At 55.3% G+C, this 23,458-nt stretch carries 25 protein-coding genes, 1 tRNA gene and 1 pseudogene; 13 read left to right on the top strand and 14 right to left on the bottom strand.

All coding sequences use genetic code 11. From position 1 onward, the window contains the following. Positions 1-38 precede the first annotated feature (38 nt). From HDF14_RS22600 to HDF14_RS22590, 3 genes are all read right to left on the bottom strand, one after another. The gene (locus HDF14_RS22600) at positions 39-677 is read right to left on the bottom strand and encodes an FMN-dependent NADH-azoreductase (protein WP_183981025.1); all 639 of its coding nucleotides are present in this window, start codon (positions 675-677) and stop codon (positions 39-41) included. A gap of 39 nt (positions 678-716) precedes the next feature. Continuing rightward, positions 717-1,490 (bottom strand): alpha/beta hydrolase, encoded by a 774-nt coding sequence (locus HDF14_RS22595; RefSeq protein ID WP_183981024.1) that lies wholly within the window; start codon positions 1,488-1,490, stop codon positions 717-719. Positions 1,491-1,856: 366 nt separating this feature from the next. Continuing rightward, positions 1,857-2,744, bottom strand: a complete 888-nt coding sequence (locus HDF14_RS22590) for a LysR family transcriptional regulator (protein ID WP_183981023.1) — start codon at positions 2,742-2,744, stop codon at positions 1,857-1,859. A 106-nt stretch (positions 2,745-2,850) separates the two neighbouring features. On the opposite strand from HDF14_RS22590, the gene mdcA reads away from it, so the two are divergent. From mdcA to mdcH, 8 genes are read left to right on the top strand one after another with little or no spacing between them, the layout of a single operon-like run. After that, positions 2,851-4,509 carry a malonate decarboxylase subunit alpha gene (gene mdcA, locus HDF14_RS22585; protein ID WP_260698504.1) on the top strand — a complete coding sequence of 553 codons (1,659 nt, stop codon included), beginning with the start codon at positions 2,851-2,853 and terminating at the stop codon, positions 4,507-4,509. Beyond that, positions 4,509-5,426, top strand: a complete 918-nt coding sequence (locus HDF14_RS22580; protein ID WP_183981022.1) for a triphosphoribosyl-dephospho-CoA synthase — start codon at positions 4,509-4,511, stop codon at positions 5,424-5,426. The genes mdcA and HDF14_RS22580 overlap by 1 nt, the downstream gene beginning before the upstream one ends. Further along, entirely contained in the window at positions 5,413-5,709 is a 297-nt protein-coding gene (locus tag HDF14_RS22575; RefSeq protein ID WP_183981021.1) for a malonate decarboxylase subunit delta, read from the top strand. The genes HDF14_RS22580 and HDF14_RS22575 overlap by 14 nt, the downstream gene beginning before the upstream one ends. After that, on the top strand, positions 5,706-6,575 hold the full coding sequence (locus HDF14_RS22570) for a biotin-independent malonate decarboxylase subunit beta (protein WP_221304830.1): 870 nt from the start codon (positions 5,706-5,708) through the stop codon (positions 6,573-6,575). Before HDF14_RS22575 ends, HDF14_RS22570 begins: the two co-directional genes overlap by 4 nt. Then, positions 6,572-7,405 carry a biotin-independent malonate decarboxylase subunit gamma gene (gene mdcE / locus HDF14_RS22565; RefSeq protein ID WP_183981020.1) on the top strand — a complete coding sequence of 278 codons (834 nt, stop codon included), beginning with the start codon at positions 6,572-6,574 and terminating at the stop codon, positions 7,403-7,405. Before HDF14_RS22570 ends, mdcE begins: the two co-directional genes overlap by 4 nt. 9 nt (positions 7,406-7,414) lie before the next feature. Continuing rightward, positions 7,415-7,882: an AEC family transporter gene (locus HDF14_RS22560; protein WP_183981019.1), complete on the top strand. Its 468-nt coding sequence runs from the start codon at positions 7,415-7,417 to the stop codon at positions 7,880-7,882. A 9-nt stretch (positions 7,883-7,891) separates the two neighbouring features. After that, the gene (locus HDF14_RS22555; protein ID WP_183981018.1) at positions 7,892-8,533 is read left to right on the top strand and encodes a malonate decarboxylase holo-ACP synthase; all 642 of its coding nucleotides are present in this window, start codon (positions 7,892-7,894) and stop codon (positions 8,531-8,533) included. A gap of 1 nt (position 8,534) precedes the next feature. After that, a complete protein-coding gene (gene mdcH / locus HDF14_RS22550; RefSeq protein ID WP_183981017.1) occupies positions 8,535-9,452 on the top strand; it encodes a malonate decarboxylase subunit epsilon in 918 nt (305 codons plus the stop codon). A gap of 119 nt (positions 9,453-9,571) precedes the next feature. On the opposite strand, the gene HDF14_RS22545 is transcribed toward mdcH, so the two are convergent. The 3 genes and pseudogenes from HDF14_RS22545 to HDF14_RS22530 form a co-directional block, all read right to left on the bottom strand. Continuing rightward, the gene (locus HDF14_RS22545) at positions 9,572-9,820 is read right to left on the bottom strand and encodes an SDR family oxidoreductase (RefSeq protein ID WP_313899671.1); all 249 of its coding nucleotides are present in this window, start codon (positions 9,818-9,820) and stop codon (positions 9,572-9,574) included. Beyond that, positions 9,798-10,363 (bottom strand): annotated as a pseudogene (locus HDF14_RS27740) (SDR family NAD(P)-dependent oxidoreductase); the annotation flags it as partial. The gene HDF14_RS22545 and the pseudogene HDF14_RS27740, both read right to left, overlap by 23 nt. 141 nt (positions 10,364-10,504) lie before the next feature. After that, positions 10,505-11,077 carry a TetR/AcrR family transcriptional regulator gene (locus HDF14_RS22530; RefSeq protein ID WP_221304829.1) on the bottom strand — a complete coding sequence of 191 codons (573 nt, stop codon included), beginning with the start codon at positions 11,075-11,077 and terminating at the stop codon, positions 10,505-10,507. Positions 11,078-11,390: 313 nt separating this feature from the next. On the opposite strand from HDF14_RS22530, the gene HDF14_RS22525 reads away from it, so the two are divergent. The 5 genes from HDF14_RS22525 to HDF14_RS22505 all read left to right on the top strand — a co-directional run bounded on the left by HDF14_RS22525 (position 11,391) and on the right by HDF14_RS22505 (position 18,060). Beyond that, on the top strand, positions 11,391-12,536 hold the full coding sequence (locus HDF14_RS22525; protein WP_183981087.1) for an efflux RND transporter periplasmic adaptor subunit: 1,146 nt from the start codon (positions 11,391-11,393) through the stop codon (positions 12,534-12,536). A 14-nt stretch (positions 12,537-12,550) separates the two neighbouring features. Further along, positions 12,551-15,727, top strand: a complete 3,177-nt coding sequence (locus tag HDF14_RS22520; protein ID WP_183981013.1) for an efflux RND transporter permease subunit — start codon at positions 12,551-12,553, stop codon at positions 15,725-15,727. Next, complete coding sequence (locus HDF14_RS22515) at positions 15,720-17,159, top strand: efflux transporter outer membrane subunit (protein ID WP_183981012.1); 1,440 nt, start codon at positions 15,720-15,722, stop codon at positions 17,157-17,159. The genes HDF14_RS22520 and HDF14_RS22515 overlap by 8 nt, the downstream gene beginning before the upstream one ends. Positions 17,160-17,278: 119 nt before the next feature. Further along, positions 17,279-17,875 (top strand): zinc-dependent alcohol dehydrogenase family protein, encoded by a 597-nt coding sequence (locus tag HDF14_RS22510; protein WP_183981011.1) that lies wholly within the window; start codon positions 17,279-17,281, stop codon positions 17,873-17,875. 5 nt (positions 17,876-17,880) lie between these two features. Next, positions 17,881-18,060 (top strand): hypothetical protein, encoded by a 180-nt coding sequence (locus HDF14_RS22505; protein ID WP_183981010.1) that lies wholly within the window; start codon positions 17,881-17,883, stop codon positions 18,058-18,060. A 24-nt stretch (positions 18,061-18,084) separates the two neighbouring features. Here the strand turns inward: HDF14_RS22505 and HDF14_RS22500 are convergent. The 8 genes from HDF14_RS22500 to tsaB form a co-directional block, all read right to left on the bottom strand. Then, a tRNA-Leu gene (locus tag HDF14_RS22500) sits at positions 18,085-18,171 on the bottom strand. 135 nt (positions 18,172-18,306) lie between these two features. Next, complete coding sequence (mak, locus tag HDF14_RS22495) at positions 18,307-19,227, bottom strand: fructokinase (protein WP_221304827.1); 921 nt, start codon at positions 19,225-19,227, stop codon at positions 18,307-18,309. A 51-nt stretch (positions 19,228-19,278) separates the two neighbouring features. Beyond that, positions 19,279-20,334: an Asd/ArgC dimerization domain-containing protein gene (locus tag HDF14_RS22490; RefSeq protein ID WP_183981009.1), complete on the bottom strand. Its 1,056-nt coding sequence runs from the start codon at positions 20,332-20,334 to the stop codon at positions 19,279-19,281. A 67-nt stretch (positions 20,335-20,401) separates the two neighbouring features. Then, positions 20,402-21,217 (bottom strand): CDP-diacylglycerol--serine O-phosphatidyltransferase, encoded by an 816-nt coding sequence (gene pssA / locus HDF14_RS22485; RefSeq protein ID WP_260698501.1) that lies wholly within the window; start codon positions 21,215-21,217, stop codon positions 20,402-20,404. 32 nt (positions 21,218-21,249) lie between these two features. Further along, positions 21,250-21,900: a phosphatidylserine decarboxylase gene (locus HDF14_RS22480; protein WP_183981008.1), complete on the bottom strand. Its 651-nt coding sequence runs from the start codon at positions 21,898-21,900 to the stop codon at positions 21,250-21,252. A gap of 97 nt (positions 21,901-21,997) precedes the next feature. Further along, positions 21,998-22,219, bottom strand: a complete 222-nt coding sequence (locus tag HDF14_RS27735) for a DUF465 domain-containing protein (RefSeq protein WP_183981007.1) — start codon at positions 22,217-22,219, stop codon at positions 21,998-22,000. A gap of 81 nt (positions 22,220-22,300) precedes the next feature. Then, a complete protein-coding gene (locus HDF14_RS22470; protein WP_183981006.1) occupies positions 22,301-22,798 on the bottom strand; it encodes a GNAT family N-acetyltransferase in 498 nt (165 codons plus the stop codon). Continuing rightward, on the bottom strand, positions 22,795-23,451 hold the full coding sequence (gene tsaB / locus HDF14_RS22465; RefSeq protein ID WP_183981005.1) for a tRNA (adenosine(37)-N6)-threonylcarbamoyltransferase complex dimerization subunit type 1 TsaB: 657 nt from the start codon (positions 23,449-23,451) through the stop codon (positions 22,795-22,797). The genes HDF14_RS22470 and tsaB overlap by 4 nt, the downstream gene beginning before the upstream one ends. Positions 23,452-23,458 lie beyond the last annotated feature (7 nt).

Raw genomic sequence — 23,458 nt, 5'->3', positions numbered from 1 at the left:
TACAACCTTGAGCCGCCGCGTACGGCTGAGGCCTGCTACTAGCTAAGAAACCACCCAACCAATTGTTCCAGAGTCTCTTTGCCCTTTGCCAGGCTCACTTCTGATTCCTGACGATCTCGATTCCACGCGTTGTCAACAATCACGGTCCGAAGATCTCGAACACCTACAAGCTGCAACCAAAAGTCCAAATAGGTTGCTTGGTGATCGAATCGCGACGGCGGTATCGGAGTACCCTCCAGAAAACGTGAACCGCGTGTATAGACGACGATTGCCTTTTCCACATTCAAGATAGGGCCGTACTGTTTGCCGTCGTAGGTAAACAGATAGTTTCGCTGCGATACGAGATCAATCAATTGTTTGAGCTTGTAAGGCAGGCCGAAGTTCCACATTGGAGTTCCTAAGACGATTCGATCGGCGTTCTGAAAGCGCTGGATCAACGATTGAATACGCTCCCATACGTTGGACTCTGCCTCAGTCATCGTTTCGTGCTTCACTGCTTTGTACTTCGCTCCAATTGCCTCGTAGTCGAACTCTGGTAGCCGTTCATGCCAGACGTTCAACGTATCCACAACGATCGAGGTGTTGTCGAATTTGCATGCCTCGATGAATGATTTGGTGAGGCTGATCGAATCGGAAGATTCGCCTCTTGGTGACGACTGAATTTCGAGAAGTTTCACTTGCTCCCTCCGGGTGTGGGACTCCGTGTGGAGTCCGAGTTACTTCGATATCGCACGTGCTGCTTCTTCGATCACAGCAGCAACTTCCTTCGAATGCGAGACGTAGACTGAATGGCTGGCGCCTGCGACTTCTACCGTGTGGCTATGAGCTCGCTTGGCATAAAACCGTTCGAGGTCGGGGTTGATCTTTCTATCCGCCCCCGCGACGACCATCCAACTCGGTTTTTCTCTCCATGCAGGCGTGGTGATTACTGCCTTGAAATTATCCGCGGCATTCGGTACCTGCGACCGCGCCATGAAAGCGGCCTGCTCCACAGAAAGATCGGCTGCAAAGTACTCATGGAACTGGGTGGGATCGAGGTACGTAAAACCATCTGCCGTCTTCTTTATCGCACCAGACTTGCTGAGGTCGCTCGGGAATCGCTTTCCGTCGTCCGCTTCGTTCTCTCCAGCGTCTGGCATGTGCGCTGCAACATACACCAATCCGGCAACCGATGGATCCGTGCCCGCTTCTGTAATTACGGCTCCCCCATAGCTGTGCGCGACAAGGATGCTCGGTCCGGCTTGCAGTGCGAGGACGCGCTTCACGGCGGTCACACCATCATGGAAGGACGTCTCCGGCTCTTGAACGATGCTGACTTTGAAGCCATCCTTGACAAGGTTGTCGTAAACACCCCTCCAGCCCGAACCGTCCGCCCAGGCACCGTGGACGAGGACGATATTTTTCACTTCGGACTGCTGTGCCTGCAGGTTTTGTGTGCTCGATAGGGCAGCACACAACACTGTGGTAAATACGGCGAATCGATTGAACATACTTAACCGCTGTTTCCTTTCTTGTTAAGTTCTGCGGTGCGTTTCAAAGACCAAGAACCGTCACAGCTGGTTGAGGCTGTCATCCAGAGGATGTGTTTCTGTCCTTACGCAACGTTGGACTCTCGGAGCGCGATTTGCGACGCTGATTTGTTCTTATGACCGTGATAGGTGCCGCTAATCAAGGTTGTGGCGGCCTGCGGGGCAATTGGAATCGAAGACATTGGGTCGTGTCTTGCGAAATGCGCAAGACACCCCCATCTTGAAGAGAACGGAATTAAGTTCGAACGATGTCAATCGCGAGTATCTGACGGAAGAGTGAGGCAGCGAAGACACTATGATTACTGTCGCCACCCGTTCACCTGAACACTAATGCTCCAGCGACGTCCGAGCGAATTCACAAAATCGGCGTACAACTGCTGCACTGTTATGACGTGCGAGGGCCAAGCCAATCTCGGATTCCGGCAGTTGATCCGCAATTGCACACACGGCCACCTTAGAGACGATTCTTTTTGCGGCAGATGCTGGGATAATCGAGACGCCCACACCGGCATCGACGAGGGAGATGAGTGTAGGCATCTCTCCTGCTGTTTGGACCACTTTAGGGACGACTCCAGCGCTGCTCAGAATTCCACTCAAAAGATCATGGAATCCAGGAGCGTGCTCCCGCGCATACATGACAAATGGATTCCCTTTGAGTTCGCGCAGACGAATCTCTTTCTTGGCGGAAAGCGAGTGCCATGAAGGTAAGATCGCGACAAATGGTTCCCTGTGAACCGTTGTCACCTCGATCCCTTTGCGATTTTCAATGGGAAGACGAAGAAAGCCTACGTCTAACAGACCATCGTCGATCATTTCCAGTTGAGCGCCGGTCAAGATGTTTCTTATGGAAAATTCAACATCTGGATAGCTCTTCCGAAAGCGTCGCATCAAGTTCGGGACGATCTCAAAACCGGCAGTTGATATAAAACCGATGCGAATATGGCCGAGTTTGCCTGCTGACGCCCACTGAGCTTTCCTCTTGGCAAATTCAAGTTTTTCCAGAGCGACCGCCGCGTCTTCCCGAAACGCCTGTCCAGCCTCTGTAAGCACCGTGCCCTGTCGGTTCCGACTTAGGAGTCGGATACCCAATTCGTCCTCAAGGGCTTTGATTTGAAGGCTAAGTGCCGGTTGGCTCAAGTTGAGGAGCCGAGCGCTTCGGCCGAAATGCAGAGTGTCGGCGACAGACAAGAATGAGCGGATGTGACGGAATTCCATACGATCTCCTGATTAGCTGACGCTATCACGATTATAAAAACACTTCATCGCCGTAAATGATGAGTCAGTATCAAATCATTTGTGCAGGCAAGAGAGGAGAACAGAGATGATGAGCGAGCAAAGGTTGCAACGGGCATCCTCGTGGACTAGGCGGCGTGACGAGAAAGAAGGCCGAATGCAGGCGGTGATGCGGTGGATGAGCGGGCCCGTACTTCCTACCGACAAGACAGTTGAAGCCCTTGAAGCCCTGGTCGTGGCAGAAGATCGCATTGTCTTGGAAGGAGACAATCAAAAACAGGCGGATTTTCTTTCGCGTTCCCTCGCTAAGGTAAATCCGAAGAAGATTCACGATCTTCATCTCATCATTTCAAGCATCAGCCGCCCGGAGCATTTAACGATCTTTGAACTGGGTATCGCGAAAAAGGTAGATTTCGCATTTGCCGGTCCACAAAGCTTGCGGGTCGCGCAACTTCTCGAAGATGGTGTTCTCGAAATTGGTGCTATTCATACATACGTCGAGCTATACGCCCGCTTACTAGTGGACCTTATCCCGAACGTGGTACTGGTTTGCGCAGAGCAGGCGGATCAGGAAGGCAATCTGTTCACTGGGCCCAACACCGAGGATACCCCGGTGATTGTTGAGGCCGCCGCCTTCCACAACGCAATTGTGATCGTGCAGGTCAACAAGATCGTCGACACATTGCCAAGAGTAGACATCCCCGGTTCCTGGGTCGATATAGTGGTCGAGGCCGACAACCCATACGCGGTCGAACCTCTCTTTACTCGCGATCCTCGCCACATCACCGATCTGCAGATTTTGACCGGGATGATGGTTATCCGCGGCATTTATGAGAGACATCAGGTCCAGTCGCTCAATCACGGAATTGGCTTTGACACGGCTGCCATTGAACTTCTTCTCCCTACCTATGGCGAGGCGCTCGGTCTTCGCGGAAAGATCTGCAAGCACTTTGCGCTCAATCCACACCCCACACTGATTCCGGCCATCGAGAGTGGATGGGTCGAGAGCGTTCACTCGTTCGGAAGCGAAGTAGGAATGGATGAATATATCCGTGCTCGCCCCGATATCTTCTTCACTGGCCGGGATGGAAGCCTGCGCTCTAACCGTGTTCTTTGTCAGCTTGCTGGTCAGTATGCCGTGGACGCCTTCATTGGAGCAACGCTTCAGATGGACGGGGATGCCAATTCCTCCACGGTAACGACCGGACGCCTTGCAGGCTTCGGAGGTGCGCCGAATATGGGGCATGACCCGCATGGGCGTCGCCATTCGTCTCCAGCTTGGTTAGATCTCAAGACCAATGCAGATCCAACCCTTCCGGGCCGCAAGCTTGTGGTTCAGACGCTCGAAACCTTTGCCAAAGGTGGCGAACCGGCTTTCGTCGAAACTCTGGATGCAGTTGAAGTTGGCAAGAAGGCTGGCATGCCGATCGCACCCATCATGATCTATGGTCAGGACGTCAGCCATGTTGTTACGGAAGAGGGGATTGCTTATCTGTACAGGACCGAAGGCATTGAAGAGCGCCGCCGGGCTTTGGCTGCGGTAGCAGGCATCAGTCCCGTCGGTCTTAAGGCAAAAGCCAATGAAACAGCCGAACTTCGTCGTCGCGGCATCGTTGCCTTTCCTGAAGATATTGGAGTACAGCGTCTCCAGGCCACTCGCTCCTTACTCGCTGCACGGAGTATGGAAGACCTTGTCGCATGGTCTGGAGGCCTCTATCAGCCCCCAGCCAAGTTCAGGAGCTGGTAATGGCACAGCTAAATCCAGTCACGAAATCCTCGAGGCAACTCAACACTTTGGCCCGGTCTGAGTGGCTTTCAGAACTCGCCAAACAATCGTTGATTGCCGAAGCAGAACTCACACCTAAACCAGGGCTGGTTGACGGTAGAGGGTCAGGATCGCATACGGACCTCTCCCTCGATCTGATGAGGAGATCTGCGAACACGATTGCCCCGTACTTTACCCGGATGGCTCTGGTATCCGCCGAAGCCCAGATGAATACCAGTCTGCGTGCAGAGGTTGCAAGTATCGGTAGAGAAGCCGAGGCGGCGATGCTTGGCGCGACCTCAGGCAGCAATGCGCACAAAGGTGCAATATGGGTTCTGGGATTGCTGGTTTGCGCTGCAAGTCTGAGCGAGGGCTCCCTTGCGGACTTTGTAGCCGAGGCCGCAGGGTATTTCGCTCGTTTGCCCGATCGTGCAAGACCGCTGGCGGTGTCTCATGGAGATGTCGTCCTTGAACGATATGGGGCCACCGGCGCTCGCGGCGAAGCCTATGTGAACTTTCCGCACGTGGTCAAAATTGGGCTTCCTGCACTGAAGGCAGCTCGCAAGAGCGGCCGAACAGAGCAGGACAGTCGGCTCGCCGCCCTACTTGCGATCATGTCGCACCTCGACGACACCTGTGTTCTCCATCGAGGCGGACCTGAGGCGCAAAGGATCGTGCACGAGGGTGCCGCTCAAGTCATCGAGATTGGCGGCCCGGGAAGCCCAAAGGGAAATGCAGCATTGATTGCACTGGGGCAAGAGCTTGTCGGTCTGCGCATCTCTCCCGGCGGTAGCGCCGATCTTCTCGCGGCCACGCTCTTTTTGGATGCTCTAGAACGCGGCCTCGAACGAGTGGAAAAGGACAACAGTCTAGTGGAGGAAAACGATGGAGAAAATTGAGTTCAACTATCCTGAGGCGAAACGTCTCATCACGAAGAGAGCGCACGTTGGTGTAGTGGGCTCGGGTGACATGGAAGTTCTTCTCGAACCGAATAGTGAGGAAGGAGCCCGTGTCTTCATCACGACCAGCGTCAACGGCTTTGGTAATGCGTGGAAGGCGGTCTTCGATCGTTTCTTCTCGAAGTTCGATGGGGCGGTCCGTATCTACATTAACGATGCCGGCGCAACACCCGGAAGTGTGTTGCTTCGTCTCGAACAGGCAGTGGAGGTGATTGAGCAATGAACACGCCAGTTCTCATTTCCGATTTCGTCAATCGTAAGAGCTTTATCGAGTTGGACGCTCGCGCCCGCGCTCAGAGCCTCTTCGATGAGGGTACTTACAAGGAGCTCGTCGGCCCCTTCGATCGCATCGAGTCTCCATGGCTTGCTAAGCAAGGCATCGCTCCACAATCTGATGATGGCTGCATCGTAATCAAGGGGAAAATCGGCGGATCGCCGGCAGTCGCCATTGCGTTTGAAGGAGCCTTCCAGGGTGGCAGCGTCGGCGAGGTATCGGGTGCCAAGATGACGGCTGCCCTGGATCTCGCCGCGAAAGATTCCGAGGCGGGAAAATCGACAGCTGCAGTTCTTTTGCTCGAAACAGGCGGTGTGCGCCTTCAGGAAGCAAACCTTGGTTTGGCAGCTGTTGCCGAGATTATCTCTTCAGCTCTCGTCCTTCGTCGGCATGCCCCGGTGATCACAATCGTTGCAGGCACTGTCGGCTGTTTCGGAGGCATGTCTCTTGTGGCTGGCGTATCCAGCTACACAATCATGACGCGCGAAGCCCGACTTGGATTGAACGGCCCAGAGGTAATTGAGCAGGAGTCCGGCATCGATGAGTTTGACTCCTCCGATCGAGCACTCATCTGGGCAATTCATGGTGGAGAGCAACGTGTCGGCATGGGACTCGCTGATTCGCTCGTCGAAGATGATGCCGACAAGATAGCCGCGGCCGTACGTGATTCTGTCCACAAGGGCGTGCCAGACAAGCACCGGACCGAGCAGGTGGAACTCTATCGCGCTCGCATCGCGGCGCTCGATACGTCCAGCCAGATTGATCCTGCAACATTACGGCAACAGTGGGCTAACCCCAAGGGAGTTGTGCGATGAGTGAACAAGTTGGATTGCGCGGCAAAGCATGGTTCAAAGCCCTGACCGGAAGCGACACGTCGAATAATGGTGATCCGAACTCCGTGCTAACCACAACTGCAGCTGTTGGAAATGAGTCAGCCCTGTTCCTCTGCGTCGTACGTGACAAGGACAGCCGTTTTCCTTGTGTCCGCGACGGGCAGGTTGGACTCGAAGAAGCATTCACTCTCGCAACCCATGTTCGAGCAGTTATCGCCGAAGATCGCGATAAACCCCGACCCGCGAAGCGTCCCATCATTGCAATCGTTGATGTCAAAAGCCAGGCCTACGGGCGTCGTGAGGAGACGGCCGGTATATTCTTCGCGGCGGCCACGTCGGCAGATGCATACGCATCGGCAAGGATGGCAGGACATCCCGTTATTTCGTTGGTAGCCGGGCATGCATTCAGCGGTGGATTTCTCACTCACGGCTATCAAGCCAATCGCATTCTGGCATTCGATGATGCTGGGATTACGATCCATGCAATGCACAAAGAGGCAGCAGCCAGGATTACGAGAAGGTCTGTTGCGGAACTCGAAAAGCTGGGACACGAGATCGCTCCCATGTCGTATGACGTCCGGGATTATGCGAAACTCGGTCTCCTGTTCAAGCTGTTGCACGCCGACGACCCACGACACCCGACGTCGAATGAGGTTGCCGAAGTGAGGAGAGCAATCACTGAAGCAATTGCCGATGCACGTAAAGGCAAGCTCGATCTGAATAACAGGTGGGAGTCGGACGCCGCAAAGGAAACGCGGAAAGGCACCCTTGCAGTGCGAGCTGCTCTGGAAGCGCAATGGTTCAACGAGTAAGAGGTCGCAATGACTCTGATTCTTCTAAATGCGTTGCTTCCGATTTTCGTCGGCCTGATATTGGGATACATAGCAGGCCGGCGCGGAGTCATGGATAACCTGAATGTTCAAAATCTAATCGTGCTCGTGATGGACTTCGCCATCCCATGTGCGCTATTCTCCACGATCACAAGCACATCATGGCCTGTGCTCCGGGAACAATGGGAAACGGGAGTGATGATCGCTGTGGTATTTGTGGCCTCATATGCTGCCAGCTATATCTGGGCAAGAAAAACTCTCAAAATGTCCATCTCCGATGCTTCTGTACTTGCACGGACAGCGGGCTTTCCAAATTCTGCAGCCGTAGCTTTGCCGTTGCTGACCACCGCGTATGGCCCTAGTACTCCTGAAACCGCCGGCTCAGCGCTGATTGCTTCCTATGGTGTAGGGGCATTTTCTCTGGCTGGCTCGATGCTCGTACTCACGAAGTATTTTTGAGGGAATCCAATGGTTGGCACGCTGCATGTCCACGATCTCATTGTCCTGAGAACAGAGTCGGCGGTGATCTCAACTCAAAGCGATCCAGCGTGCCCATACCTCAATCCCAACCAGCGTCCTTGGGTTGTTGTGCGGAGAGGCCGCATCTCAGATGGATCGATCCTCGTGGGAGTGCGTGGGTCGCAAAGGCACGAACGCTGCGCAGGATTCACAAGATTGAGTGAAGTGGTGGAGACTCGGCGTCCGGACCAGCTGCGGCTGCTGTTCGCGGAGAATTCACGCCGGAAATTGCAGGCTTTCCGAACTTTGTCCTATCTCGAAAGCCACCTCGCAGGGTTGGATATGAGCTGGGGTCCGGGCGGGAGTTTGGGTTATGAACTGGCCTCGGGAATACCTGCTGTCCGCGCTGACAGTGATTTAGACTTCATACTTTTCGCGCCCAGAAAGCTCGAGATTACAGAAGCACAGGATTTGTGGCGCATGATCAGCGGTGCTCCGGGAAAGGTCGATGCATTGGTAGAGACACCGTTCTGTGGTTTTTCGTTACAGGAATTCGTAACAACATCGCCCGGTAAGATTTTGCTCCGCACCAGTGATGGCCGCGTTCTCGGCTCCAAACCATGGGATCTGTCGAAGGGGGAGCATAGCTAGCGTGAACACCGCATTTTTCTTTCCGGGACAAGGAGCACAGAAACCCGGCATGCTTCATGAACTCGTTGATGATCCTGCCGTCCAAGTGACACTAGACGAGATCAGCGACGTTTTGAGGTCCGACGTTCGTCTGTTGGACTCGCCTGAGGCACTGAATTCCACTATATCGGTTCAACTGGCTCTTCTAGCTTCCGGAGTCGCTACGGCCAGAGCTTTGCAAAGACACGGCGTCACCTGTTGTGCAGTTGCAGGTTTATCTGTGGGCGCCTTTGCAGCAGCTGTCGTTGCCGAAGCGATCGCATTAACGGATGCGGTAATTCTGGTTCGTTCCCGCGCAGAGAAAATGGAACAGCTATATCCAGCAGGATACGGATTGGCTGCCATCGTCGGTCTTAACGAGCGACAGGTTACTGCCATTGTCGAGTCAGTTCACAAGCCTGCGACTCCGGTGTTCGTAGGAAACATCAACGCACCAAGGCAGATCGTAATTGCGGGCTCCATAGAAGGGATGCAGAAGGTTTTAGAAGATGCGCGCCGGCACGGCGCCAGAAAGGCTGAGCTCCTGCACGTTTCAGTGCCGTCCCACTGTCCTCTACTTTCATCCGTTGCTGACTCACTTCGGCTTCAGATAAATTCTATGCAGCTAAAAGCGCCAAAATTTCCCTATATTGCGAATGTGAATGCACGAGCTGGGCGCTCCGCGTCGGCAGTAGCAACGGATCTGGCGGACAACATCGCCCACGGAGTCCGCTGGCATGATGCGACGATAGTCGCGGAGGAATTGGGCTGTAACCTCTTTCTTGAAATGCCGCCGGGCCACACCTTGGCGGACCTCGCGGAAGAAAATGTCCCCGGCGTCACCGCTTCTGTCGTCACACCGGACCTTTTCAGACACGTTTTGCAACTCGCCGCCACTTAAGGTCTGATGTGAAGGGTCTGGCTATCCCCACCCTGGATGATTAATACCGGAATAATTCGGCTTAGGACCTAATGGTCAATCGGCTTCGAGATATAGAAGGACGTGGGGTCTAAAAAGATTCAGATGTTTTCAAGGCCCACTCGCCATTTCTCATCGCGGGCATTCTGAGAGAGTTTGTCGCTGGCGGGTTGCGTCACGTACGGGCGCTGCGCCGTGAGACCGCCGTCAAGGGTCAAGGACTGTCCCGTGTAATAAGATGGTCGGTCCGAAAACAGCCATGCAACTGCATCGGCGATCTCCTCCGGGCGTCCAATCCGGCCAATGGGATCCACCGCACTCATTTCCTCAGTGCCTCTTCGGTGCCAAATACGTCGAGCAACATCTCAGTCCTAACCGCGCAGGACTCACTGCGTTCACTCGAATACCATATCGCCCACATTCGATTGCGGCAGTCTTGGTTAAGCCAAGCACGGCGTGTTTGCTGGCCACGTAGGGCCGGCGGTTGGAAATGCTAACCGGCCGCCGACTGAGGCAGTATTGACGAACAAGCCCCCCTGTCCTTTTGTCATCATCTGCCTGACCTCGTCCTGGAGCAGAAGAAACAGGGTTTTTACGTTCACAGCGAAGACGCGGTCAAAAGTTTTCTCAGTCTGATTTGTGAGCAACCGGTTTTCACCGGAGATCCCAGCATTGTTAAATGCGTAGTCGAGCCGTCCGAAGGTTTTGAGAGTGAATGGTACGATCCGCTTCACCTGTTCGGGTTGGCTGAGGTCTGCCTGGATGAACGCCGCAGATCCGCTGTTGCGTTTGGTGTCCTTGACGAGCAGTCGCCCCTCGCTTTGCCGCCTTCCTGTGACGACTACCTGAGCACCTAGCTCAGCTACAGGCTTTGCAGTCGCAGCGCCAATGCCACTGTTTCCACCCGGTCGTCGTGGAAATCAATTGAGCGGATCACCCGGCCATCCGCATTGCGAATGGCCGATCTGCTAGATCGCGTATCCAGAATTTGCTCAAATTAGGCGCTCATCTCCGCCGGCGTGAAGAACCGGCCCCTAGCGTTTAGGCGGCTTGAGCACAGACTCCAGGTAGCGCGCCAGCATTTGATTCAAGGCGTCGATCATTCGCGACCGGTCAGATGTCTTGCGACCTGCCAGGGCGGGCAGGAAACCTATCAAGGCGGTGTGGACAATTTCTGCGCTCCACAAAGCGTCTTGCCTATCGAGTTTTGGATTTCTTATACTTAGCATCTTGGAAACGATGTCGATGAAGGTTTGAACAAGGAGGCGCTTTTGTTCGGCGGTGTCCTTCGAAAGAGGAGCCTCTGCATATAAAGTACGAAATGCAGGATGCCTCCGATGAAACTCAATCACGACTCCGGTGACCTGCCGGATGGCCTCTTCCAAAGACGCTGACGCAAGTTTCTGTGTGTCCGCAGCTCGCTCCTCTTTCGCCAGATCCACCGCGTAGCGGGCCACGAGCGCATTGGCGATAGCTTCCTTATCTGGAAAGAACTGATACAGCGTTGCCGGGGAAACCTTCGCTCCGGCAGCAATGGCGTTCGTGGTTGCCGCGTGGTAGCCAAGCTCTCCGAAAATGCCGCCGGCCACGTCGAGCAGACTTGCCACACGGCGTTCTCCCCGAACGTTTCGCTTCCGATCTGGGACAAAAACTGACATGTATTGATGTTCTCACATTTTCCAACTAAATACTTGCATCCTTTCTAGATTGCAAGTATCTACTTATATGTCGCTGGGGTCGATGCTCCAGAAGAGATAGGCGAGGAGGCAGGCAATGAGCAAGTTGAATGCAAAACAGCAAGGAACCGCGGTCGTGACGGGGATTTCGTCGGGAATTGTCTCCGACACGGCAAGACGACGCCTGGTCGAATGGGGTTTCTTCGCACGTCGAACTCCGTCCAGGCATTTTCTGCTTGTCTGCATGTGTGCGGTGAGTGTGGCGATCTCCCTTGCGGGATGTAGACAATCTCCCGACAAGAGGTCGTTTTCACCGGCAGCAGTAGAAGTTGCGGCGGTTGTGCCCAAACCAATTCATCTGTCTGACGAGTTCAACGGCCGTGTCGCATCCATCAATTCCGTAGATGTGCGAGCCAGGGTAACAGGCTACGTGGATAACGTTGCCTATCGAGAGGGAGACAGCGTAAAGCGCGGTGACCCGCTCTTCGTCATTGATCCGCGGCCTTACCGCGATGCTCTCGATAGTGCAAAGGCAAGCCTGGAACGAGAGAAGGCCGCGGCGGCATTCGCCAATATTCAGGCGAAAAGGGCGCAAACACTGAATGCTTCCAACGCGATTTCGCAGGAAGAATATCAGAATCGTGACTCTGATCTCTCTCAGAGCATTGCTCGCGTGCATGAAGCAGAAGCTGCCGTTGCAACGGCAGAGCTCAATCTGTCCTTTACGGAAGTACGATCACCGGTTGATGGACGAACCAGCCGAGCCCAGCTCACGCGCGGAAATCTTGCACAAGCCGATCAAACGGTGCTGACCACCGTCGTGTCACAAGACCCTGTCTATGTGTACTTCGATTGCGATGAGCAGAGTTATTTGCGCTTTCAGGAGAGAGTTCATCGCGGAAGCGGAGTGAGTTCGGCGAACCCCGTGCGTGTCGCGCTGGCGAATGAGACCGGCTTTCCCCATGTCGGCAGGGTTGATTTTCTCGACAACCAGGTCACTCCATCGACCGGAACAATTCGCGCCCGCGTCGTGCTCCCCAATCCTGATCACCTTCTCGTTCCAGGCCTCTATGCTCGCGTTCAGCTTGAAAGCTCCGGCACCGTGCAGGCGCTTCTGGTGGATGACAGAGCGATTCTTACCGATCAGGAGCAGAAGTATGTGTACGTGGTCGGCCCAGGTAATGTGGCGCAGCGCAAAGATGTCGTAACTGGAAGCATGGCGGACGGCCTGCGCCTGATTCGAACCGGTCTTTCCCCAGGAGACAAAGTGATCGTCAGCGGATTGCAGCAGATCTACTTCCCCGGCGCCCCTGTCGCTCCCACAGAAGTCGCCATGGGATTGGTAACTGCCAGCATTACCCCCACTCCCGCTCAAGAAGCGCAGAAATAAGGAAGAGGCAGATCATGGATTTCTCAAAATTCTTTATCGACCGGCCGATCTTCGCAATCGTCTTGTCCATCATCATCTTTTCTCTCGGATTGATTGTCATTCCTCTCCTTCCATCCGGGGAATATCCCGAAGTGGTCCCTCCGAGCGTGGTCGTCCGTGCCACCTATCCCGGTGCCAATCCGAAAGAGATCGCCGAGTCGGTGGCGGAGCCGCTTGAAGAGGCGATCAACGGTGTGGAAGGTATTATGTACATGAAGTCTGTCGCCGGCTCCGATGGCAGTCTTCAGGTCGTGGTCACCTTCCGGCCTGGGGTCGATCCCGATACTGCGGCCGTACGTGTGCAAAACAGGGTCAGTGAGGCACTGTCTCGGTTACCTGATGAGGTGCGCCAGTTTGGCGTAACCACGCAGAAACAATCGCCCACACCGCTCATGTACGTGAGCTTGTATTCTCCCGACAATCGTTACGACTCACTGTACCTGCGCAACTACGCGGTCCTGCATATCAAGGACGAGTTGTCGCGCCTACCCGGTATTGGTGATGTTCAGTTGATAGGTTCTGGCGATTATGCCATGCGTCTCTGGCTCAACCCGAACCAACTTGCCTCGCGCGGTCTTACCGCCGCCGACGTGGTCAACGCTGTGCGCGAGCAGAACGTGCAAGTGTCAGCAGGACAGCTCGGCGCCGAGCCCTCGCCGAAGACCACCGAGCTTCTAATCCCGATCAACGTGCAAGGACGCCTCCGCAGCGAAAAGGAGTTTGGCGACATTGTGCTCAAAGATGGTGCGGACGGCCAAATCGTACATCTCTCCGATGTTGCACGGGTTGAACTTGGCGCCAGCGACTACACCATGGATATGTACCACGACAACAAAAAGGGTGTGGCAATCGGGATATTTCTTACCCCCGGAGCCAATGCCCTGGGGGTTGCCACTTCGGTGTATGCACAGTTGCACAAGTTGTCTGTAGAGTTCCCTGCCGGCATGGTCTACAAGCCAAACTGGGACCCAACCGTATTCGTGCGCGAATCGATCCGCGCGGTTGAGCATACATTGATCGAGGCCGTAGTGTTGGTGGTGCTGGTAGTGATTCTGTTCTTGCAGACGTGGCGCGCCTCCATCATTCCGCTCGTTGCGGTGCCAGTCTCGGTGGTGGGCACATTCGCGTTTCTGTATCTCTTGGGTTACTCGATTAACACACTGACCTTGTTCGGCCTGGTACTTGCGATCGGCATCGTCGTCGACGACGCCATTGTTGTGGTCGAGAATGTCGAGCGCAATATCCAGGAGGGCTTAAGCCCGCGTGACGCTGCCCACCAGGCGATGAAAGAGGTATCCGGTCCCATCGTTGCGATCGCGCTCGTGCTCTGCGCTGTGTTCGTGCCTATGGCCTTCCTTTCCGGCGTCACCGGCCAGTTCTACAGACAGTTCGCGGTAACCATCGCGATCTCGACCGTGATATCTGCGATCAACTCCCTGACTTTGTCGCCAGCGCTCGCAGCAAAGTTACTCAAAGGGCACGATGCGCCCAAAGATGTACTGGCGCGAGGCATCGAACGCACGTTCGGCTGGCTGTTTCATCCGTTCAATCGCTTCTTTGAGCGTAGTTCGGAGAACTATCACGGTACGGTGGGACGCACTCTACGTCACCGAGGAGTCGTGTACGCGGTCTATGCGGTTCTGCTCGCCGCGACCGCACTGTTGTTCATCAAAGTGCCGGGAGGATTCATTCCAACCCAGGACAAACTCTATCTTTTCGCCGGGGCCAAGCTGCCTGAAGGTGCTTCGCATGCCCGTACCGGCGCGGTCTCACGGAGGCTGATCGACGTGGCGCACAGCGTGGATGGTGTCGATATGGTGGTCGACCTCTCAGGCTTTAATGGCTTGCAGCAAATCAATACGCCCAATAATACAGTTGCCTACGTTATCCTCAAGCCGTTTGATGAGCGCCGTCGCAGTGCAGCGGAGATCAACACAGAACTTAACGCCAAGTTTGCGAACATCAAGGATGGCTACTCCTACGCGTTGATGCCGCCACCGATTCAAGGTCTCGGCAACGGTTCGGGTTATTCGCTTTATTTGGAAGATCGAGCAGGGCTCGGGTATGGTGCTCTGCAGAATGCGTTGAGCGCCTTCCAGGGCGCCGTCGCGCAAACACCAGGAATGACTTTTCCCGTCAGTTCCTACCAGGCCAACATCCCACAACTCGAAGTGAAGGTCGATCGGATTAAGGCTAAGGCGCAGGGGGTTGCGTTATCCGATCTATTCGACACCCTGCAGACCTATCTTGGTTCGGTCTATATCAACGACTTCAATGCTTTCGGACGCGTCTACCGGGTCATGGCGCAGGCCGATAGCACCCATCGCCAGCGAGTGGAGGACATCGGCAATCTGCGTGTGCGCAATGCGCGCGGTGAAATGGTGCCTATAGGCTCGATTGTGACGGTAGTACCGAGCTATGGACCTGATCCGGTTATGCGTTATAACGGCTACCCGGCCGCCGATCTTATCGGCGATTCCGATCCCAAAAAGCTCTCATCTGGACAGGTTGTTACAAAACTGACGGAGATCGCCGACAAGGTGCTGCCCCGTGGCATCGTACTCGAGTGGACAGACTTGAGCTATCAGCAGGCGACACAAAGCCACGCAGCCGCTGTAGTATTTCCACTTGCTGTAATGCTAGCCTTCCTTGTGCTTGCCGCCCTTTATGAGAGCTGGACGCTGCCGCTGGCGGTAATTTTGATTGTGCCCGTGTGCATGTGTGCGGCACTTCTTGGCGTATGGCTCACGGGTGGCGACAACAATGTATTCGTGCAGGTGGGCTTAGTGGTTTTGATGGGCCTGGCCTGCAAGAACGCAATCCTCATCGTCGAGTTTGCTCGAGAATTAGAGCTTCAGGGCAAAAGCATCGTGGAGGCTGCGCTCGAAGCGTGTCGCATGCGTCTGCGTCCGATCGTGATGACCTCGATCGCATTTATCGCCGGTTCGGTTCCATTGCTCCTGGGGCACGGCGCCGGCAGCGAAGTTCGCGCAGCGACTGGCATTACGGTCTTCTCTGGAATGCTCGGTGTGACACTGTTTGGTCTCTTTCTGACTCCAGTGTTCTATGTAGCCCTGCGTACATGGGCGAAGAAAGAGTTTCGCGAAGAATGGGAAGAAGTTGCCGAGGAATTGGAGGAGAAAAATGCTTAATCGCAAATCAATTCTGGCGACGGTGCTCTCTCTTGGGCTTACCGCATGTTCCGTCGGTCCCCATTACAAACAGCCAGCGCTCGGACTTCCGCAGCAGTTCACCGCACCTGATACAACGACCGTTGTCGTCAGCCCCCATGCGGACGCGAGTGATCCGGAGTTCTGGCATAGTTTCAATGACCCAGAACTCAGCTCGCTTGTGCAGCGTGCGCTTACCTCGAATAACGATCTGCGCTCCGCGCTGGCCCATTACGACAGCGCCAATGCCTTATTGCGTGAAGCAAAATTCGACCGCTATCCCACAGTAACGATGAGCACGAGCGTCGGTAGGCAGAAATTCAGTGCAGACCAGGCATTTGGCTATCCGCGAAATAATCGCTTTTTCAACCCAGAGATCAATGCAAGTTGGGAACTCGATTTCTTTGGTCGCGTTCGTCACAACATAGAGGCGCAACGCCAGCTTGCTCTCGCTGATGCAAGTGGCCTTGCTGCGATACAGGTTACCGTAGTTGGAGAAGTGGCTGGCACTTATATAGATCTCCGTGGACGACAGGAACTTCTTCGGATAACGCGGGAGAATGTTAAGAACGAGCAGGAAACGGTACGGCTGGTTGATGCGGCTTACTCAGCCGGTAGAGGTACAGAGTTCGATACGGCGAGAGCACGCGCTCTTCTCGAGACAACGGCCTCGCGTATTCCAGAGCTGCTCTCTACAATCGCGCTCGATGAACATCGCCTTGCTGTATTGTGCGGGCTTCCTCCAGATGCTTTCGTCTCTCAGCTTGAAGTGGCAAGGCCACTACCCGACCTTCCTAATCGTATCGATCCCGGAACACCGGCCGATCTTATACGCCGTCGCCCCGACGTAAGCGCGTCGGAGGAACGCCTGCATGCCGCGACAGAACGAATAGGTATTGCCACCGCTGACCTTTTCCCGCGTGTCAACTACGCGGGCCTTATTGGACTGAACGAGTTTCATGGGGATACGCCATTTGACGGAGTCAGTGCTGTGAACCTGGCGGCATTGAACATCGACTGGTCCTTCCTCGACCGAGGAAGAGTTCGCGCTCGCATCGCAGCCAGCCAGGCCGAAGGCGATGCGCAACTTGCCCAGTATCAGCAGTCGGTTCTCCTGGCTCTCGAGGATGTTGAGAACGCTCTTGTGAGCTATGCGAGGTCGCAGCAACGCGACGTTCAGCTTCAACTCGCCGCCAAGGATGGTAAACGTGCAGCCGATCTCGCCAGCGTTCGTTTTAGGAATGGAGCGACCGGCTTACTGGACCTGCTGGACGCGCAGAGAGTAGAACTGCAGGCCGAAGATGCTTATGCGGAAAGCCATTCCAACAGCGCCCGTTCTGCCGTTCTACTCTACAAATCGCTCGCTGGCGGATGGCCACAACATCCTCCGGCTCCGAAAGGCGGAAGACCTTGAGGCGTGCGCACTCTTTTTATCGCAACCTATGAAACAAACTTCCTCTCTGGGGCAAAGAGTCGAATAGTGCCCCGCGATCAGGAACAATTCGCACGATAACTCAATCATCGGAGAACTGTATGAAGAGCTGGCAGTTGAAGAAAAGCGGAAATGAAAACCTTCACCTTATCGAGAGTCCGACGCCCCAGCCGCAGACTGGCCAAATTCTCGTTCGCACCAAGGCCGTATCGCTGAACTATCGCGATAAGCTCGTGATTGAACACAAATATCCAGTGCCCATGTTGTACCTTCTAGTGCTTGGATCGGACCTGGCGGGCAAAGTTGTCGCAGTCGGTTCCGGGGTATCTCGCCTCAAAGCGGGCGACCAGGTGATTTCCCTCTTTAGACCGAAGTGGCTCCGTGGAGTGCCTTCGCGCGAGGCGATGCGCGAAAACCTCGGTGGCCCACTTCCGGGCGTGTTCGCCGAATATGTCTTGCTCTCTGAACAAGGCGCGCTCGTCTATCCCGATTATCTGACACCAGCAGAAGCATCAACGCTGCCGGTGGCTGCAATTACTGCTTGGGTTGCGTTGTTCAAGCACGACAATCTGAAGCCGGTAGAGACGGTTCTGCTCCAAGGAAGCGGCGGTGTCTCGCTGTTCGCTCTGCAATTGGCGGTGGCACATGGCGCTCGCGTGTTGGTAACTTCCAGAAGCCAGGCAAGATTGCGCGCCTGAAACAATTGGGAGCGGCAGAGGTAATCGATACGAGTACGAACGCAACATGGGATGAGGTCGTACTCGAGCTCACCCATGGACTCGGTGTCGACCACGTCCTCGATGTCATCGGAGGGGACAGTAATTTTCGGGTGGATCGCAGCGAATTCACTGCCACGATCGCTTATCTCAAAGCCATGATTTAAATCGACTTATACTTGCTTTTGTTTTGGTGCCGGGAGGGGGGGTCGAACCCCCACGACCTTGCGATCGGCGGATTTTGAGTCCGCTGCGTCTGCCAGTTCCGCCATCCCGGCTACATTTGCAACTTCTGAGAGACTTTTCTAGCTCTCCAGTACTCAGTGCGACCCCCTAGAGCGCCGAAGATCGGCCTGCTAAATCAGTGCCTCACGCCTCTAGTATCGCATAGCATTTCGTCTACCGACACACTCTCAACCGCGTCGGTTAGGCCAAAGCCACGCAGCCCCACGGACGCCGCTGGAGTCTCCGTACTTTGCCTGAACTATCGGTGTCGAGGCCTCCCCTCCAAACACATATTGCGGCAGCAACTTAGGTAGCACTGCATAAATATGGTCCAGCCTGGATACCCCACCTCCAACCACAATCACATCTGGATCAAGAATGTTGATCACGTTCGACAACCCGCGTGCCAGACGATCTTCGAACCGCTCGATGGTCTCTGAGGCCACCCGATCGCCCGCTGTGAAATCTGCAACAATCTCCCGCGTGGTCTTCGCCGTGCCCGTCACATTTTTATAGTCCCGCGCAATTCCCGTGCCCGAGACCCACATCTCCATACATCCTCGCTTCCCGCAGTAGCATGCAGGCCCAGGAGACTCCTCAGGTTTCGGCCAAGGGAGCGGATTGTGTCCCCACTCACCTGCAACTCCGTTCGGTCCATCGTGGACGCACCCTTCCAAAGCCACTCCGCCTCCGCATCCAGTCCCCAGAATCACGCCATACACAAAACGTACCCCAGCGGCCGCGCCATCCGTCGCCTCTGACACCGCTAGGCAATTTGCATCGTTAGCGACCCGCACCTCACGACCAAGCGCCGCAGTCAGATCTGTGTGAAATGGTTGGCCATTCAGCCACGTTGAATTGGCGTTCTTAACACGCCCTGTAACCCTTGAAATGGTTCCTGGAATTCCTGCTCCCACCGTGCCTGTATTACCAGTCTCCGCTTCCATGCGGTGAACAAGCGCAATGATTGCCTTGATCGTTGCCTCATAATCGTCTCGCGGCGTATCCACGCGGTGCCGAGCCAACTCTGTACCGCGATCGTCGATAGCCAATGCCTCAATTTTCGTCCCACCAAGATCAATCCCGATGCGCATTCCACTCTCTGTCATTGAACCTTCCAATATTCTCACTTGACCTTCTAAAAATGGGGTACAACGAACCTACTGAACCTTGCCAAAGGGACGCAACCGTCGCAGCTCCGTGCCACACGCAATCGCGTTTAGCGCCGCTAGCTTCAGGTTGTCTGCGGCTAGCCAAAGCCAGAAGCGTCTTCCCCGCTCTCCCTCACCGGCGTCGTTACTTACTCGTACCATGACTTCCTCTTGTCCAGCCGCACTTAGGTTGCTAGGCGGGTCAGACTCCTCACTTACGACGTCGACATGTTCCCCGACAAGCACTGCTTCCACCGCTTCCTTCGTACTGTCTGCGGCGAGTTCCACCAGCATCGAAACAACATATCCATGAAACACGGGAGCCTGCACAATCTGCAGCGCAAGTGCCGGAAGCTCAGAGTCAGCCAGTCCCGCGTAGTGTTTGCGAATGCGCCCTTCAGTGGCACGCAACTTCACCTTCGCGGCATCGCCCAGCGAAGGCAGTAGATTGAACGCCACTTGCGCATCATACTGTTCCCGCGGCAGCGTCTGAAACGAAAGCAGCGTGACTGTCTGCTGATGCAATTCATCCATCGCAGCGCGACCATACTCCGACGCTGGCTCCATGACAGTTGCAGCAACACTCGTCAAAGGCAACCTCTCTTGCACCCTTCCCGCAACCAAGGCAAGCATCACGGCAACCGGATGTGCCGTCACAACGGCAGGCGTCTTCAGGTCCGGTTCCGGTCCACCTTGTCGGCTTTTGTTTGCTAAGACCTCCGTCACCCACGGCGCTCGCACCAGTACATCCTTCTCGCCCTCTAAGGCATAGGTCAGGTCGACAATACTAGCCCCTGCACGCCGTGCAGCCTGCCAATATTTCTTCGTCACCTCTGCGCCACCGGCAAAGAAGACAAAGTCCATCCGATCGAAGGAAGACGCCTCCAGCCGCTGTATAAACGCGACCTCATCCCCAGCCGCAGTCACTTGACCCGCCGCCTCCTCTTCGTCGAGCAGCACAAAGTCCGAAGCTCCCAGCAACGACTGACCCAATTCTTCACTCAGCTCTTTACCGGCAAGCGAGGATGCGCCAACAATTCCAATTCGATACGTTCTGTCCGTCATGTTTTCCTGAGATGCGTCTTGATGGCGTCTGGAACGCCAGATGTTTATCTTATCCGCTCAGGGTGCATCACTGAAGGACACCACTGGAGTGCCGTCGCGCTCTGCCCCACGAATACGCCAGCCGAGCCACCACGCCAGATACCAGATACGCCATCGCGATAATAATCAGCATGTATTGGTGATACAGCGCAATCGACGCACCGACCACCGCTATGACCGCAAAGAGCCTGTAGGGATGTCGCGCTCCAACCGTAATCTCCTTTGCGCTCCAGAAGCGCCAGTTGCTCACCATTAAAAAGCTGGTGAACAACAACAGGCAAAGCCACACCACTGAAACCCACGGGTTGTCGATTGGCGATCCGCGCTGAAAGTGAACCACCGAACTGATCACGCCCGCACCCGCTGGAATCGGCATCCCCACAAAATACTTCTTGCCTGGACGCCCCGGGTTGCGCGGCTGCGGATTGATGCTGATGTTGAATCTCGCCAGCCGGCTGGCACCGCAGATCAAAAAAATAAAGCATACAAAGACTCCAATATGCACAATCTGCTGTCGCGCCTCCGGATGCGCCATCGACGGCAACATGCGGAAGCCCCAAATGTAAGCCAGTAAACTCGGTGCGACGCCAAACGTAATCACATCCGCAAGTGAATCGAGTTCCCTGCCAAAATCACTCGTCGTATTCGTCATCCTTGCGATGATGCCGTCCAGCCCATCAAACAGCACCGCAATTCCAAGCGCGAGTGCAGCTCGGTCAAAGTAACTCTGGTCCGCCACCGACCCTTGAATGCTCTGCGTAATCGCATAGTATCCCGCAGCCATGTTGCCCGCCGTAAACAGTGACGGCAACACATACATCCCACGACTGGGCTGACGCCTCATCTTCCCGTCAGTTCCTATCTGTGCATCCTCCATCAAGCCACCACTGCCGATGCTTCATTGAGCGCCTGCTCTGGAAGCACAGCCAGTACGGTCGATCCACCCTTCACGCGAGCTCCCGTCTTCACCTTCAGGTTCGCCGCAGCAGGAATCAGAACATCTACCCGCGACCCAAATTTAATGAGGCCGATTCTCTGTCCGCGCTCCACCCGGTCACCCACCTTCAGATTACAAACTATGCGTCGCGCCAACAGCCCCGCAATCTGTTTAAAGCTGACCTCGTATCCGCCGGCATCGATCGTAATCAAAGTCTGCTCGTTATTGAGCACCGACTCCGGCTTCATCGCATTCATAAATTCGCCTTTGCGAAACTCGCACACCTTCACCACACCGCCTACAGGCGAGCGGTTCACATGCACGTCAAAGACATTCAGAAAGATGCTAAGCCGTAACCGGCTTCCACTAATCGTCTCGATCCACTCAGCTTCCGTAACCACGCCGTCCCCGGGAGACACAATCTGGCCCGGCGCCTGAGGAATCGTTCTGTTCGGATCACGAAAAAACCACAAAAAGAAAGCCGCCAGCACCACCGGCAACGCCACCAGCGCAATCGGCATATTCAAATACCAGAGCACTGCCGCAACAACACCAAGCCCTAAGGCATAGAAGAAACCGTCTCGCACCATAAGTGACTCGATTATAAGGCCACGTACACCTCGGACTTGAGCGCGATTTCGCCCCAGTCGGTAGCCACCGTACACTTGGAGCCTTGTCTCTTGGACCTTAGGATGCCACTCCCAGCCGCCGAAGCCGCTCGATCTCATCCTTCAGTCTAAGCTTCAATTTCTTCAACCGTACCTCTTCCAGTTGTTCCGAATCAGTCAGAAACAACTTGGATCGCAACGTATCCAGCCTGCGATCATACAAACTATGTTCTTGTATCAATTGTTGAATGGAAGGAAACGACGCAGGGTGGGGCAGCTCGGTGAACTTGCCAGTTTGCACGTGAGAATACCTCCAGCTACAAACAACAACGCACTGATGGCCGACAAACTATCACAGCGCAATCAACACGAGCAATGTGGATTACATACCTTCCGCTAACTTCAACTGCATCAGCAACGCGTCCTCGGCCGGATCTCGATAGTATCCAGTACGTTCACCGACGGCAACGAATCCCAGCCCTCTGTAAAGCGCAATCGCCCCCGTACTCCCCGCCCTAACCTCGAGTTCCAACTCCGTCGCGCCCCGCTCCACACACCAGCGAATGACCGCCTCGCAAAGCATCCTGCCAACCCCAGATCGCCTCATCGACACGCCCACCGCTACGCTTTCAAGCTCCCCCAGACTCACAGCCTCTGAAACCAGAACCTTCCCCACGGCAAACCCCAGCAACCCCGCCTCGCCCTCCACAACGAAAAGGCGCCGTCTCACTGCACCATTAGCAAATCCGCCCGAATCCACAATTGCCTCATACTCAGCCGCAGTCCAATGCGGAGCCTCCGCAGTCTCCTGTTCGAGCCGCATCACCCCCACAAGATCCGCAGCGGCACCCTCGCGGACGCGATAGTCAGCAACACTCATCGAGCCGGTCTCGGCAGAGCAGGCTTCGCAAAAATCTCAGCATCCGTCCGCCGTAGATAATTCGCATCCAGCGTAGACGCATCGTCGAACTCCCCCGACGCAACCCGCTCCACCGCAAACGGCAAAGCATCGGCCGCCGACGGCTCCTCCACCAGCCGCAGACGCAACGACGCCAAACTCTCCGCAACCTTCGCCTCACACACCACCACCAACCCACCCGAAGCCGCGGCAATCACATCCTGCGCGCTCATCAAAACCTCCCGCACACATCTTCGCCCGACATACTCTCCGTAATAAAACTCACCCCGCCCCGCATCGAGCACCACGTGCACCTTCTCACCGTCATCACCGACGGAACCGGCAAGCAGCGCCAGACGCGACACCGCGACCAGCGGCACACCGCCCGCCTCGCTCAGCCCCTTCGCCGCGCTCACCCCTACTCTTACCCCAGTAAAAGATCCAGGTCCATGCACCACCACCACGGCCGCCAGTTCACTCAGCTTCCATCCGCTTGCCTGCATCAGACGACGCACTGCCGGGACCAGCCGCTCCGACGAAGTCCTCCCCGGCAACACCTCAGTCGCAACAATCGTCTGCGCCGCGTCTGCATCTCCCAGTGCGACGCTCCCCTCCGCACCAGCTGTATGAATCATCAAAAAC

Origin of the sequence: Tunturiibacter gelidiferens (genome assembly GCF_014201335.1) — a bacterium.
Lineage (GTDB): Bacteria > Acidobacteriota > Terriglobia > Terriglobales > Acidobacteriaceae > Edaphobacter > Edaphobacter lichenicola_E.
This window is presented reverse-complemented; position numbering and strand designations above follow the sequence as displayed.